Annotated in this window: 11 protein-coding genes; 10 read left to right on the forward strand and 1 reads right to left on the reverse strand. The window is 45.2% G+C overall.

Annotated elements, in window-relative coordinates:
• Positions 1 to 141 precede the first annotated feature (141 nt).
• The 8 genes from gltB (at position 142) to R7Z50_RS16640 (ending at position 10,776) form a co-directional block, all read left to right on the forward strand.
• On the forward strand, positions 142 to 4,605 hold the full coding sequence (gene gltB / locus R7Z50_RS16605) for a glutamate synthase large subunit (protein ID WP_213904801.1): 4,464 nt from the start codon (positions 142 to 144) through the stop codon (positions 4,603 to 4,605).
• A gap of 20 nt (positions 4,606 to 4,625) precedes the next feature.
• Positions 4,626 to 6,038 carry an FAD-dependent oxidoreductase gene (locus R7Z50_RS16610; protein WP_005381833.1) on the forward strand — a complete coding sequence of 471 codons (1,413 nt, stop codon included), beginning with the start codon at positions 4,626 to 4,628 and terminating at the stop codon, positions 6,036 to 6,038.
• Positions 6,039 to 6,129: 91 nt separating this feature from the next.
• Positions 6,130 to 6,558 (forward strand): DUF1499 domain-containing protein, encoded by a 429-nt coding sequence (locus R7Z50_RS16615; RefSeq protein WP_025768418.1) that lies wholly within the window; start codon positions 6,130 to 6,132, stop codon positions 6,556 to 6,558.
• Between the two features lie 63 nt (positions 6,559 to 6,621).
• Positions 6,622 to 7,317: a 5'-methylthioadenosine/S-adenosylhomocysteine nucleosidase gene (gene mtnN / locus R7Z50_RS16620; protein WP_005381837.1), complete on the forward strand. Its 696-nt coding sequence runs from the start codon at positions 6,622 to 6,624 to the stop codon at positions 7,315 to 7,317.
• An 11-nt stretch (positions 7,318 to 7,328) separates the two neighbouring features.
• Positions 7,329 to 8,282, forward strand: coding sequence for a cobalamin biosynthesis family protein (locus R7Z50_RS16625; RefSeq protein WP_064353626.1), 954 nt, complete (start codon positions 7,329 to 7,331; stop codon positions 8,280 to 8,282).
• Entirely contained in the window at positions 8,282 to 9,103 is an 822-nt protein-coding gene (btuF, locus tag R7Z50_RS16630) for a vitamin B12 ABC transporter substrate-binding protein BtuF (RefSeq protein ID WP_025768416.1), read from the forward strand. Before R7Z50_RS16625 ends, btuF begins: the two co-directional genes overlap by 1 nt.
• Before the next feature lie 69 nt (positions 9,104 to 9,172).
• Positions 9,173 to 9,793, forward strand: coding sequence for a TRIC cation channel family protein (locus R7Z50_RS16635; protein WP_005387377.1), 621 nt, complete (start codon positions 9,173 to 9,175; stop codon positions 9,791 to 9,793).
• Between the two features lie 128 nt (positions 9,794 to 9,921).
• Complete coding sequence (locus tag R7Z50_RS16640; RefSeq protein WP_318149161.1) at positions 9,922 to 10,776, forward strand: LysR family transcriptional regulator; 855 nt, start codon at positions 9,922 to 9,924, stop codon at positions 10,774 to 10,776.
• On the opposite strand, the gene R7Z50_RS16645 is transcribed toward R7Z50_RS16640, so the two are convergent.
• Entirely contained in the window at positions 10,718 to 11,497 is a 780-nt protein-coding gene (locus R7Z50_RS16645) for a TSUP family transporter (protein WP_017821480.1), read from the reverse strand. The genes R7Z50_RS16640 and R7Z50_RS16645 overlap by 59 nt on opposite strands.
• Before the next feature lie 304 nt (positions 11,498 to 11,801).
• Here R7Z50_RS16645 and R7Z50_RS16650 point away from each other — a divergent pair, with 304 nt between their 5' ends.
• On the forward strand, positions 11,802 to 12,671 hold the full coding sequence (locus R7Z50_RS16650; protein ID WP_065274179.1) for a hypothetical protein: 870 nt from the start codon (positions 11,802 to 11,804) through the stop codon (positions 12,669 to 12,671).
• The gene (locus tag R7Z50_RS16655) at positions 12,668 to 13,093 is read left to right on the forward strand and encodes a hypothetical protein (protein ID WP_017633621.1); all 426 of its coding nucleotides are present in this window, start codon (positions 12,668 to 12,670) and stop codon (positions 13,091 to 13,093) included. The genes R7Z50_RS16650 and R7Z50_RS16655 overlap by 4 nt, the downstream gene beginning before the upstream one ends.
• Positions 13,094 to 13,106 lie beyond the last annotated feature (13 nt).

Here is a 13,106-nt window from a genome sequence, read left to right on the forward strand (position 1 = left end):
AAAAAATGTTAAATATTTCACAACTTTTACTGAATAATTATACATAAAGCTATAAAGATGACGCATAGTTAGTCATCGATATCAACGTAAGCAGTGTTGATATATCTGTCGGGATGACGGATAAGCAAAGGGAGAATTGCAATGGCTCTTTATGATCCAAGTCTTGAGAAAGACAACTGTGGATTTGGCTTGATCGCGCATATGGAAGGCGAACAAAGCCACAAGCTGGTACGTACAGCAATTTCTGCACTTGACCGCATGACTCACCGTGGTGGTATCGCCGCCGATGGTAAAACTGGTGATGGTTGTGGTCTTCTATTACAAAAGCCCGATTCCTATTTACGTCTTATTGCCGAAGAAAATGGTTTCAACCTTGGCAAGCAATACGCCGTAGGGATGATTTTCTTCAACCAAGATCCAGTCAAAGCTCAACTCGCTAAAGACATCGTCAACAAAGAACTGGCGCAAGAGACGCTAACTGTGGCTGGTTGGCGTGAAGTACCAACTAATTCAGAAGTACTCGGTCCAATTGCGGCCAACTCGCTTCCAAATATTCAGCAAGTCTTTGTCTCTGCACCGGCAGGTTGGCGCGAACGCGACATTGAACGTCGTCTCTACATCGCACGCCGTCGCATCGAGAAACAAATCACCGAAGATCCGGATTTCTACATCTGTAGCTTATCGACTCAAGTTTTGGTGTACAAAGGCCTATGCATGCCTGCGGACTTACCGCGCTTTTATCTTGATCTTGCCGATCTACGTATGGAATCTGCTATCTGTCTGTTCCACCAGCGTTTTTCTACCAACACTCAACCGCGTTGGCCATTAGCTCAACCGTTCCGCTACCTTGCTCATAATGGTGAGATCAATACCATTGAAGGTAACCGACAATGGGCACGCGCTCGTGCTTACAAGTTCTCGTCACCACTGCTGCCTGACCTACAAACTGCAGCACCGTTTGTGAACGAGACAGGCTCAGACTCGTCTAGCCTAGATAATATGCTAGATCTCTTTTTAGCTGGCGGCATGGATATCTTCCGTGCCATGCGTATGCTTGTGCCGCCAGCATGGCAAAACCACCCTGACATGGATCCGGATTTGCGTGCGTTTTACGATTTCAACTCCAAACACATGGAACCATGGGATGGCCCAGCAGGTATCGTACTGTCCGATGGTCGTTATGCTGCTTGTAACCTAGACCGAAACGGTCTACGTCCTGCGCGTTATGTAATTACCAAAGACAAGCTGATCACTCTGGCATCTGAGGTAGGGATTTGGAATTACGCCCCAGATGAAGTTGCCAAAAAAGGTCGTGTAGGTCCGGGGGAATTGCTCGTCATCGACACTCGTAAAGGTAAGCTTTGGCAGTCTAGCGAGATCGATAATGACCTGAAATCTCGTCACCCTTATCGCGAATGGATGGAGAACAACGTTCGCAAACTAACACCGTTCTCTCAGCTACCTGAAGATCAAGTAGGTGAGCGCAGCTTTGATGAAGACTTGCTTAAGACTTATCAAAAGCAGTTTGCCATGAGCAATGAAGAAGTCGATCAAGTATTGCGTGTCCTCGGTGATATGGGGCAAGAAGCCGTCGGTTCGATGGGTGATGACACCCCGATGGCGGTTCTTTCTTCGAAAGAGCGCTTGGTGACTGATTACTTCCGTCAGAAGTTCGCGCAGGTCACCAACCCACCAATCGATCCGCTGCGTGAGAAACACGTCATGTCGCTAGCGACCAGCATCGGCCAGGAGATGAACGTCTTCTGTGAAACCGATGGCCACGCGCATCGTGTAACCTTTGATTCTCCAGTACTGCTCTATTCAGACATGCAGCAATTACTAGAGCTGAGTGACGATCATTACCGTAATACCATTCTCGATATCAACTACGATCCACAACAAAAAGATCTTAAACAAGCCATTGATGATCTGTGTGAGCAAGCAGAGCAAGTCGTTCGTGAAGGCACGGTTTTAGTGGTTCTTTCGGACAGAGCCTTGGTCAAAGGTAAGTTACCAATTCCGGCAGCAATGGCAGTCGGCGCCGTTCAAACTCGTCTGATTGACGCGAACTTACGTTGCGATGCCAACATTGTTGTCGAAACCGCAACAGCCCGTGATCCACACCAATTTGCCGTCTTGCTTGGTTTTGGTGCCACTGCGGTTTACCCATACCTTGCTTATGAAGCGTTAGGTAAACTGATTGATGATAAAGCACTAGAGAAAGACTACCGCGATGTGATGCAAAACTACCAATACGGCATCAACAAAGGCCTGTACAAGATCATGTCGAAAATGGGGATCTCAACTATCGCCTCTTACCGCTGCTCACAACTATTTGAAGCAGTTGGCTTGAGCCAAGATGTGGTCGTTCTGTGTTTTAAAGGCGTCACAACTCGAATTGAAGGCGCGAATTTTGACGACTTCCAGCAAGATCTTACAAACTTATCTCGTAAAGCATGGGCGAAACGCAAATCGATTGATCATGGCGGCTTGTTAAAGTACGTCCATGGAGGTGAGTATCATGCTTACAACCCGGATGTTGTCGGCACGCTGCAACAGGCCGTTAAATCTGGCGAAAGTAACGACTATCAGAGCTTTGCTAAGCAGGTAAACCAACGCCCTGTTGCCATGCTGCGTGACTTAATGTCGCTGAAAAAATCAGACTCACCGCTGCCACTTGAGCAAATAGAACCACGCACTGAACTGTTCAAACGCTTTGACTCAGCGGCAATGTCCATTGGCGCACTTAGCCCAGAAGCGCATGAAGCACTTGCAACGGCGATGAACCGTCTTGGTGGTTACTCTAACTCGGGTGAAGGCGGTGAAGATCCTCGCCGTTTCGGTACTGAGCGTAACTCACGTATCAAACAGATTGCTTCTGGCCGATTTGGTGTAACGCCGCATTACCTGACTAATGCGGATGTACTGCAAATCAAGGTGGCACAAGGTGCGAAACCGGGTGAAGGTGGACAGCTACCAGGACACAAAGTCACCGCAGAAATCGCAAAACTGCGTTATTCGGTACAAGGCGTGACTCTGATCTCCCCTCCTCCGCATCACGATATCTATTCGATTGAAGATTTGGCCCAGCTGATCTTCGACCTTAAACAAGTCAACCCGAATGCGCTGGTTTCGGTAAAACTCGTCTCCGAGCCAGGTGTCGGCACCATCGCAACGGGTGTAGCCAAGGCTTACGCTGATCTTATTACCATTTCGGGTTACGACGGTGGTACCGCAGCAAGCCCATTAACTTCGGTAAAATACGCTGGTAGCCCTTGGGAGTTGGGGTTGGCAGAGACACAACAAGCTCTGGTTGCTAATGGTCTGCGTCATAAGATCCGCCTACAGGTAGACGGTGGTCTAAAGACTGGTTTAGACGTAGTTAAAGCCGCAATTTTAGGTGCAGAAAGCTTCGGTTTTGGTACTGCGCCAATGGTCGCTATGGGTTGTAAGTTCCTACGAATTTGTCACCTCAACAACTGTGCAACTGGGGTTGCGACTCAAGACGAGACACTGCGTAAAGAATACTTCAAAGGTCTACCAGAAATGGTGATGAATTACTTCATCGGCCTGGCAGACGAAGTGCGCGGATTACTCGCCGAACTTGGCGTTGAAAAGCTGACGGACTTGATTGGTCGTACCGATTTACTTGAGGCAGTAGAGGGATTTACAGCGAAACAGACCAAGCTGGATCTATCCAATATTCTAGAAGCTCCAGTATCACCTGAGGGCCATCCGCTATTTTGGACAGAGCCAAACAAACCGTTTGATAAAGCTGAGCTCAACCAAAAGATCGTTGATGATGCCATGCATGCGGTCGAAAACAGTCAATCGGCAAGTTTCTTCTACAATGTCATCAACACTGATCGTTCTGTTGGTGCACGCTTATCTGGCGAAATAGCAAAACGCTATGGCAACCAAGGGTTGGCGGCTTCCCCTATCAAAATCTATCTTGACGGCACCGCAGGCCAGTCCTTTGGTGTTTGGAACGCAGGTGGTGTAGAGCTTTACCTCACGGGCGATGCGAACGACTACGTGGGCAAAGGCATGGCGGGTGGTAAAGTGGTTATCAAACCTCACCTTGGCACTGCATTTAAGTGTAATGAAGCAACCATCATTGGTAACACCTGTCTGTACGGCGCGACCGGCGGTAAACTATTTGCAGCCGGTAAAGCAGGTGAGCGTTTCGGCGTACGAAACTCAGGTACGATAGCCGTCATTGAAGGTGCTGGCGATAACGCTTGTGAGTACATGACTGGCGGTATTGTTGCCATTCTTGGTGCGACAGGTGTGAACTTTGGCGCGGGTATGACTGGAGGCTTTGCCTATGTTCTGGATGAGAACCAAAGCTTTGAAGGTCGAGTTAATACTGAGTCTGTCGAAGCCATCTCATTGTCCGATCTTTACATCCACCAAGAACATTTGCGTGGCCTAATTGCGGAACACCTTGAAGAAACAGGGTCGAGTCATGCTGAAAATATTTTGGCGAACTTTGATGAATGGATTCCAAAGTTCTATTTGGTGAAACCACAAGCGGCAGATCTTCGCACGCTACTTGGTCACCAGAGCCGCAGTGCCGCAGAGCTGCGTGTTCAAGCACAGTAATCATGGAGGATGTTTGAATCATGAGCCAGAACGTTTATCAATTTATCGATGTGCAGCGTGTAGATCCTGCGAAAAAGCCTATCAAAGTTCGTAAGATCGAGTTCGTTGAAATCTATGAACCGTTCACTAAACAACAGGCGACTGCACAAGCGGATCGCTGCTTAGATTGTGGCAACCCATATTGTGAATGGAAATGCCCAGTCCACAACTACATCCCTCAATGGTTAAAACTTGCCAATGAAGGTCGTATTCTTGAAGCGGTTGAACTATCGCATCAAACCAACAGCCTACCGGAAGTATGTGGGCGCGTTTGTCCTCAAGACCGCCTATGTGAAGGTTCATGCACGCTTAATGATGACTTTGGTGCCGTCACCATCGGTAACATAGAAAAGTACATTACCGACAAAGCGTTTGAAATGGGCTGGAAGCCAGATATGTCCAAGGTGGAGTGGACCGATAAAAAGGTCGCAATCATTGGAGCAGGCCCAGCTGGCTTGGCTGCCGCGGATATCCTAGTGCGCAATGGCGTTAAGCCAGTCGTGTTTGACCGCTACCCTGAAATTGGAGGCCTTCTGACCTTCGGTATTCCTTCCTTCAAGCTTGAAAAAGGCGTGATGGAAAACCGCCGCCGTGTGTTCACTGAAATGGGCGTCGAGTTCCGCATGAACATGGAAGTAGGCAAAGATGTCCAAATGCAAGAGCTACTTGATGAATACGATGCTGTTTTCTTGGGCGTTGGCACCTATAAATACATGCGTGCTGGTCTAGATAATGAAGATGCGCCGGGTGTGTATGACGCGCTGCCATTTTTAGTTTCGAACACCTACAAAGTCATGGATCTTGAGAGTAACCAACCCTTTATCGATATGGCAGGAAAGAAAGTCGTCGTACTGGGTGGTGGTGATACAGCAATGGACTGCGTTCGTACCTCAATTCGCCAAGGTGCCTCCAACGTAGTTTGTGCTTATCGTCGTGATGAGGCCAACATGCCAGGCTCTCGTCGCGAGGTAAAAAACGCAAAGGAAGAAGGCGTGAAGTTCATGTTCAACCTTCAGCCTTTGGGAGTGGAAGTGGATGCGTCAGGCAAAGTCTCGGGGGTCAAAGTGGTGAAAACCGCACTTGGTGAACCTGATGAAGCGGGTCGCCGACGTCCAGAACCCGTTGAAGGCAGCGAGCACGTTCTACCAGCAGACGTTGTTATCATGGCGTTTGGTTTCCAGCCGCACAAAATGGACTGGTTAGCACCGTTTGATGTCGATTTGGATCAATGGGGTCGTATCAAAGCCCCAGCGAAGCAAGAGTTCCAGTTCCAGACCAGCAACGAAAAGATCTTCGCGGGTGGCGATGCGGTACGAGGTTCTGATCTTGTCGTAACCGCAATTGATGAAGGACGAAAAGCGGCAGAAGGCATTCTCGATTACCTCGAAGTTTAATCTCAGCTAACCTCACAAAAAGGGTCCTGTTATTGGATCCTTTTTCTTTTGTATCCATATAATTAGAAACAAAATTATAAGAGTAAATACAATGAAAAAAGCCGCTCTCCTTTCCATTACTTTGCTCGGCTTAACCGCTTGTAGCCAAGGAGTCACAACCATGACGGATCGTTCTCAATCACCTTGTGGTGACAAACCAAACTGCGTCTCCACCCAAGACACGCGAGAAAAATACAACCTAACGCCATTCATCTTAGTGGATTCAGCGAACATCGACGCTATTGAGCAAGTTGCGCTTGAACTGCCAGGCGCGAAAACCGCGGTGAAAGAAAGCAACTACCTTCGTATCGAGTGCACATCTAAAATCATGCGCTTCGTGGATGACCTCGAACTAAAAATAGCAGGAGACCAACTGATTGTGCGCTCGGAATCTCGTGTGGGCTACTCTGACTTTGGCGTAAACAGAAAGCGCGCCGATCAATTACGAGAAAAGCTCACTCAAGCGAAGCTCATCAAATAGAAAACTGCCAACGGGGAGTGCTATACTCTCGGCCAACTAAAATATTTACTTAAAGAGAGTGTTATGAAAGTTGGTATCATCGGTGCGATGGAACAAGAAGTGACCATCCTGAAGCAAGCAATTACAAACTGCAAAACTGTAAATAAAGCAGGTTGTACGTTTTTCTCTGGTCAAATTAACGATGTTGAAGTCGTCGTACTACAATCGGGCATCGGTAAAGTTGCAGCGGCGGTGGGCACGACAATCCTTCTTGATGAATACCAACCAGACGTTGTGATTAACACAGGCTCTGCTGGCGGTTTCGATTCAAGCTTAAACCTTGGCGATGTAGTTATCTCTACAGAAGTTCGTCATCACGATGCAGACGTAACCGCTTTTGGTTATGAGATTGGCCAAATGGCCGGTCAACCAGCTGCATTCAAAGCGGATGACAAGCTAATGGACTTAGCAGAAAAAGCCCTAGCACAAATGGAAAACACTCATGCGGTTCGCGGCCTAATTTGTACTGGCGATGCGTTTGTTTGTACTGCTGAGCGTCAAGAGTTTATTCGTAAACACTTCCCGTCAGTTATCGCTGTAGAAATGGAAGCATCTGCTATCGCTCAAACTTGTCATCAATTCAACACTCCGTTTGTTGTTGTGCGTGCAATCTCTGATGTCGCTGATAAAGAATCACCAATGAGCTTTGATGAGTTCCTGCCTCTAGCAGCAAAAAGCTCTTCCGAAATGGTATTCAAAATGCTGGAACTCATTAAGTAAACGACTCATTCATGGAAGAAGTTTTTCAGTCATTTTATGCCAACGGTGCGCTCCTTATAATGTGGGGCGCACTGCTCTTGCACCTTCTAGTGCCAATCCCCCATTCAGCGCACCCCATCACTTTATGGCGAAAGCTAGCAGAACAGCTAGCCAACAAAGTGAACAATAATCACAATTACTCACAGAGTGTAATCTCAGGCAGTCTTGCACTAGGCTTGATACTGTTTCCTTGTTTGATATTACTGATTGCAGTAAAGCCATTTGTTTGGCAAATCCCTTTATATGAACTGGTTCTATTGATCCTTGCGCTAGACTGGCGCAACAGCGAAACGTTAACGAAACAGCTCGTAACTAGTATGTCTTCGGAAGACAAAGCTCAGTGTCGAGCATTACTGAGACCATACCTTAATCGCGATACTGGTAGCCTCTCGCTCGTTGGCATAGGTAAAGCTGGCTCAGAAACCCTGATTATGGCATACAGCCGCAACGTGATCGGTGTGCTATTTTGGTACGCACTAACAGGTGGTATTGGTGCGTTAATGTATCGACTCACAACAGAATTAGCGCGAGTGTGGTCCCCTAGCCGACGCCAATATTTGCCCTTTGGTAAACCTGTGATTCAACTGGTTGCTACTCTGGATATTATTCCACTTCGTCTCTTTGCCATACTTTTAGCTGCCGGAAAGAATACAAGTAATGTGCTCTCTGGAATACAACAGCAAGCGAAGTCTTGGCCCTTACCAGGACCTAGTTGGGTGTTATGTACTATCGGACACAAACTACAACTGTCTTTATGCGGCCCTGCTATCTATCAAGGTGTGCGTGCAGAGCGCGCAAAAATCGGTGGGCGCATTGCGCCATCGGCTATTCACCTTTCACAAATACATACGCTGCTCGTTTGGCGCGTCCTGGCTTGGATCGCAATCCAAAGTTTGCTTTTAGGAATAATTTATCAAGGATTATGATGAATAAATTATGCTTCGCATTAACGCTGTTTGTTTCGACAGCGACCGTCGCTCAACCCGCTCAACGCATTATAAGTTTAGCTCCACATGCCACCGAAATTGCCTTTGCTGCAGGGCTAGGAGACCAGCTTGTTGCTGTCAGCGAAATGAGCGATTATCCAGAACAGGCAAAGCAGCTAGAAAGAGTCTCAAATTATCAAGGAATTAAATTAGAGCGCATTATTGCTCTTCAACCGGACTTAGTGATTGCTTGGCCAGCCGGAAACCCCGCTAAAGAGTTGGAGAAAATTAAACAGTTCGGTATTCCTATCTATTACTCCACTACAGGTTCATTAGAAGATATCGCCAATAATATCGAGCAACTCAGCCAATACAGCGAAACTCCACAAGTAGGAAAAAAGGCCGCTGAAGATTTTAGAACGCAGCTGAGTACACTAAAAGAACAGTACAACACGAACGAGAAAGTTCGTTACTTTTATCAGTTGAGTGAAAAGCCTATCATCACTGTCGCCGGAAAGAACTGGCCAAGTGAAGTCTTTACTTTTTGCGGTGGTGAGAACATTTTCGCCGCATCCAGCGCGCCTTATCCTCAAGTTAGCATCGAACAAGTCATTACTCGCCAGCCAGAGGTTATTTTTACTTCTCGTCACGCAATGAGTAACGATGGTATGTGGGCTGAGTGGAGTAATGAGCTTCTTGCCCTTAAAAACAAACACATCTGGTCCCTAAACTCTGATTGGATTAACCGTCCGACACCACGCACATTGAACGCGATCAAGGAAGTGTGTGAGCACTTTAAAAGCGTTCGTCAAAAACGCTAACGATTTCGTGGCAAATACCGTACAATTTCCGCCCATTTTTTCTCACACTATTTAAAGGTACTAAGTAACATGGACTCCATGCTGCTTTATATGATCGATTTGTTCGGTACCGCTGTTTTCGCTATCTCTGGCGTATTACTGGCGGGCCGTTTAAAAATGGATCCATTCGGCGTTATCGTGCTCGGCAGTGTGACTGCTATAGGTGGCGGAACAATCCGAGACATGGCGCTTGGTGCCACTCCCGTATTTTGGATAACAGATACGACTTACTTATGGGTGATATTTGTTACGTGTCTACTAACCATGCTTGTTATTCGAAGACCCAAGCGACTCTCATGGTGGGTATTACCCGTTTGTGATGCCATCGGTCTCGCTGTATTTGTAGGAATAGGAGTAGAAAAGGCACTCGCCTACAATGCATCTGGGATGGTCGCGGTGATAATGGGGGTTATTACTGGCTGTGGCGGTGGCATTATACGAGACGTGCTGGCTCGCGAAGTTCCTATGGTATTAAGAAGTGAAGTCTATGCTACGGCATGTATTATTGGCGGCATCTTCCATACGATGGCGGTAAACATGGGTTATGACCACTCAACGGCTTTACTCGCTGGTGTAATCTCAACGCTCATTATACGTCTCGGTGCGATTCGTTGGCATCTATCCCTGCCAACTTTCGCCATTAACCGTTAAACACCAACAACATCACTCACCATGGAGTCGACCAAGTGTCGGCTCCTCTCATTTATGCTCATTTGATTCGCCAATTCTTGGGCAATTCGCTAAATTATCTCAACCATTCCTAACTTTCATTAATCATTATGTTGCTTGAAGGTATTGAAACGTTACTTGTCCTCAGTAAAGAAAAAACCATGAGCCGCACAGGCAGTCAACTCTATATTAGTCAATCTGCCGTGAGTAAACGTATTTCAAATCTAGAGAAGAAGTTAGGAAAAAAATTGATAGAGCCAAATGGTCGGCACATAAAGCTGACCTCCGATGGCCTTGCCCTCATAAACACAATCGAGCCAACGTTCAATGAGTTAAGAGGTCAGATCTATGATCAACAACAAATAGAAGATACTTCTTTGATCAAGATAGACTGCTCTGAAACCTTAGTCGCTGGATACCTCAGCATGATCATGGCAGAACACTTTGCCCATGATCAGTACATACGAATATCGACCAATCATACGCCACGCATTATTGAGAATGTGAAATCAGGCAAAGCAACATTGGGATTTTGCGCTGGCTATCTACCACCTCATCATGGATTAATGAGCCTTCACCTCGCCGATGAACCTTTCTCAATTGTCAGTCGACATTCACTTTCACAACTACCTAAAGCTATTTTGACCAATGACCTAACTAACCCTGCCAACACATATCAACAAGCTATTTTATCCAAACACGGAATCGAACCTTTGATGGAAATGGATTCGTATACTGCGGCAGCACAACTGGCTTTGGGAGGTATGGCTCCCGCTTTAATCCCTAAATCTATCCTAACGACACTTAATATCACATCTAAGTTCTGCTATGACTTTGAAGAGCTAGATCAGTTAGTTCGACCAATACATATCTGCTTACGTCACAGCACATATCGTAGCGAACGAGTTAAAGCACTGACAGAATCCATTGCTGATGTTGTTGCCAAAGAAGCTTCGTTGCCATAAGCATCGACATCACTATAACTAGAGGACGAATCCATTTTTGCCCTTTACTTACCACGACCTTCGCCCCTAACTGAGCACCAAGAAAACCGCCAACAGCCATAGTTAAGCCAAGCTTCCACACTGGCAACCCAGCTAAGATAAAAAAGAGTAGTGCCGCAATGTTTGACGTGAAATTGAGGATTTTGGTTCTAGCTGTGGCTTCGACCAAAGAAAAGTGACCTAGTGCAACAAAACAAACAGTAAAAATAGATCCAGTCCCAGGGCCAAAAAAGCCATCATAGAAGCCAATCCCGCCACCAATGCATAGCGCAAACATCGCTTCAGATAACTTTGGTTCTCCATCGATTTTTCTCGTACTTGGCGCGAGTAAAAAATAGAGGGAAATGGCTATCAAAAGAACAGGGATCAAACTGGTGAGTACGCTAGCATCAATAAACTGCACAGCCTCGGCACCGATCGCTGCACCAATAAAAGTACAGAGTATCGCGAAACGCATTTCCTTTAGGCTGACAATACCGTTACGCACGAAATACCAGCTAGCAGAGAAACTGCCAAACGAACTTTGTAACTTATTGGTTGCTAGAGCTTGAGTCGGACTCAACCCCGCAGCCAAAAGCGCAGGGAGCGTAATGAGCCCTCCCCCACCAGCCATCGCATCAATAAAGCCTGCGGCAGTCGCAACCAAAAATAAGGCCAACAAAATCTCAACCGTGATTTCCACTACACTTCCTTTTTGAAGAGGTATCAAAGAGGAAGAAACGGTAGCACTTATTCACAAAACTACCAATGGAAAGTCAAGACACCAATCTATTCCTAATTTTCATAGAATTAATGCTTAAACTTGACTCCAAACTTTTATATAAAATTTAGTTGTCAGAAAGAATTGAATCACTGTCACAAATCTATTCCTGATAATGAGATCAAACGCTTACCTTTAAATATAAAACTAGACGAATATGAAAGATCTGTTCAGCATGTAGAGTTTACATTGTCAGCTCTCAAGGCCCGATATCTGAGGAAAATACATGACTAGCAACTACCCTTTATCACGACATCAATCCTCAAAAAATAGTGGTAGTATAAGCACCTACCCACTTTATAAATCAAATCATCAACATCGAAATCAAGAAACCATTATCTTATCTATCGAGAGCTTCGATATCGTTGTCAAGAACAATGTAAAAGATAAAGCGAAATTAGAACGTTGGGAAAAGATAAAGGGAATGTTTGAAAATACAGCAAACTATTATGCTACAGGACAGGACTTAGTTTTTATAACCAACTTATCAAACTATTTGTACGGAAATAATAGCTCTGTTATCGTTAAAAATTATTCTGGATCTCCACATATCATACTCACAGGCTCCCCTGCTATGCACTCAAAGCTTTCTGGATTAGGAAAATTTCTTCCCACTCCAACTGTGGCAAAGTTCGCTGTTGGACCAGAAGGGGCATTACAATCCATTAGAAGTGGGGGCATAATAACAATTATCTTAATATCCACATACAGAGTGATTGACTTTTTCCTCAATGACCGTCAAACCTTAGCCAAACTATTTGGTACTTTAGCTAGTGATATAATCACTATCGGGTTATCGTCAGCTGCAGCAGCTATATTTGTAAACTTTGCCGCAGCAGTGGGTGGCAGTGTTGTAACTTTAAGTGCTGGCCCATTATTAGGGGCTATTTTGATAAGCTCGGCTGTAGGTCTTTTATTGAATAGAGAAAATGATAAACGAGGTTTAACACAGAAGTTAATAGCCTCTATAGATATTTACTTAAAGCAAAGAGATATAGAAGCAAAGAGAAGAGCAAAAGAAGAATATAATGAGATTCAACGTAAAACTCAAAGTATGATTTTCTCGCAAGAAATACAGCGAGGTTTGTTACGATGAAAAAAGGGAGTTACGACCGAACGCAAGTGTTTTTTTATTTAATAATTTTATTAGCATCAGCAATATCACTGTTAATATATGGTTTTGATGGATTGTCAGACTTTTATCTTAACATCTATAATAATGAAAGTTATTCATCTTTTGATCAGGCTGATATTTTGATTATAGGCTCTAGTTTGATCTTATTTGAATGCTCTAGAATGTCCGTAAAAACATTAAAATCAAATAATTTCCTAACTAAAAGTGAGTTTAAAAGCTCTAGTAAGATATTCCTAACTATATCGGTAACTAGTTTTTTTCTTCTTTATCCCTCGCTACTAGCAGCAGATGTTTTTGCAAAAAGTAACGGATACTCTCTTGATACTGAAGAATCAACTTATAACTTAGTCTTAGAAAAAAGAACCTATCGAAGCACTCCATAGTTAGTATGTTTTT

The sequence above is a fragment of the Vibrio sp. 1249-1 genome, assembly GCF_033340495.1.

Bases quoted from the DNA above. Each gene is read 5' to 3' on its own strand.
- R7Z50_RS16635 (WP_005387377.1), top strand. From the start codon at position 9,173: ATGGACTCCATGCTGCTTTATATGATCGATTTGTTCGGTACCGCTGTT.
- btuF (WP_025768416.1), top strand. From the start codon at position 8,282: ATGAATAAATTATGCTTCGCATTAACGCTGTTTGTTTCGACAGCGACC.
- R7Z50_RS16650 (WP_065274179.1), top strand. From the start codon at position 11,802: ATGACTAGCAACTACCCTTTATCACGACATCAATCCTCAAAAAATAGT.
- R7Z50_RS16625 (WP_064353626.1), top strand. From the start codon at position 7,329: ATGGAAGAAGTTTTTCAGTCATTTTATGCCAACGGTGCGCTCCTTATA.
- gltB (WP_213904801.1), top strand. From the start codon at position 142: ATGGCTCTTTATGATCCAAGTCTTGAGAAAGACAACTGTGGATTTGGC.
- R7Z50_RS16610 (WP_005381833.1), top strand. From the start codon at position 4,626: ATGAGCCAGAACGTTTATCAATTTATCGATGTGCAGCGTGTAGATCCT.
- mtnN (WP_005381837.1), top strand. From the start codon at position 6,622: ATGAAAGTTGGTATCATCGGTGCGATGGAACAAGAAGTGACCATCCTG.
- R7Z50_RS16640 (WP_318149161.1), top strand. From the start codon at position 9,922: ATGTTGCTTGAAGGTATTGAAACGTTACTTGTCCTCAGTAAAGAAAAA.
- R7Z50_RS16655 (WP_017633621.1), top strand. From the start codon at position 12,668: ATGAAAAAAGGGAGTTACGACCGAACGCAAGTGTTTTTTTATTTAATA.
- R7Z50_RS16615 (WP_025768418.1), top strand. From the start codon at position 6,130: ATGAAAAAAGCCGCTCTCCTTTCCATTACTTTGCTCGGCTTAACCGCT.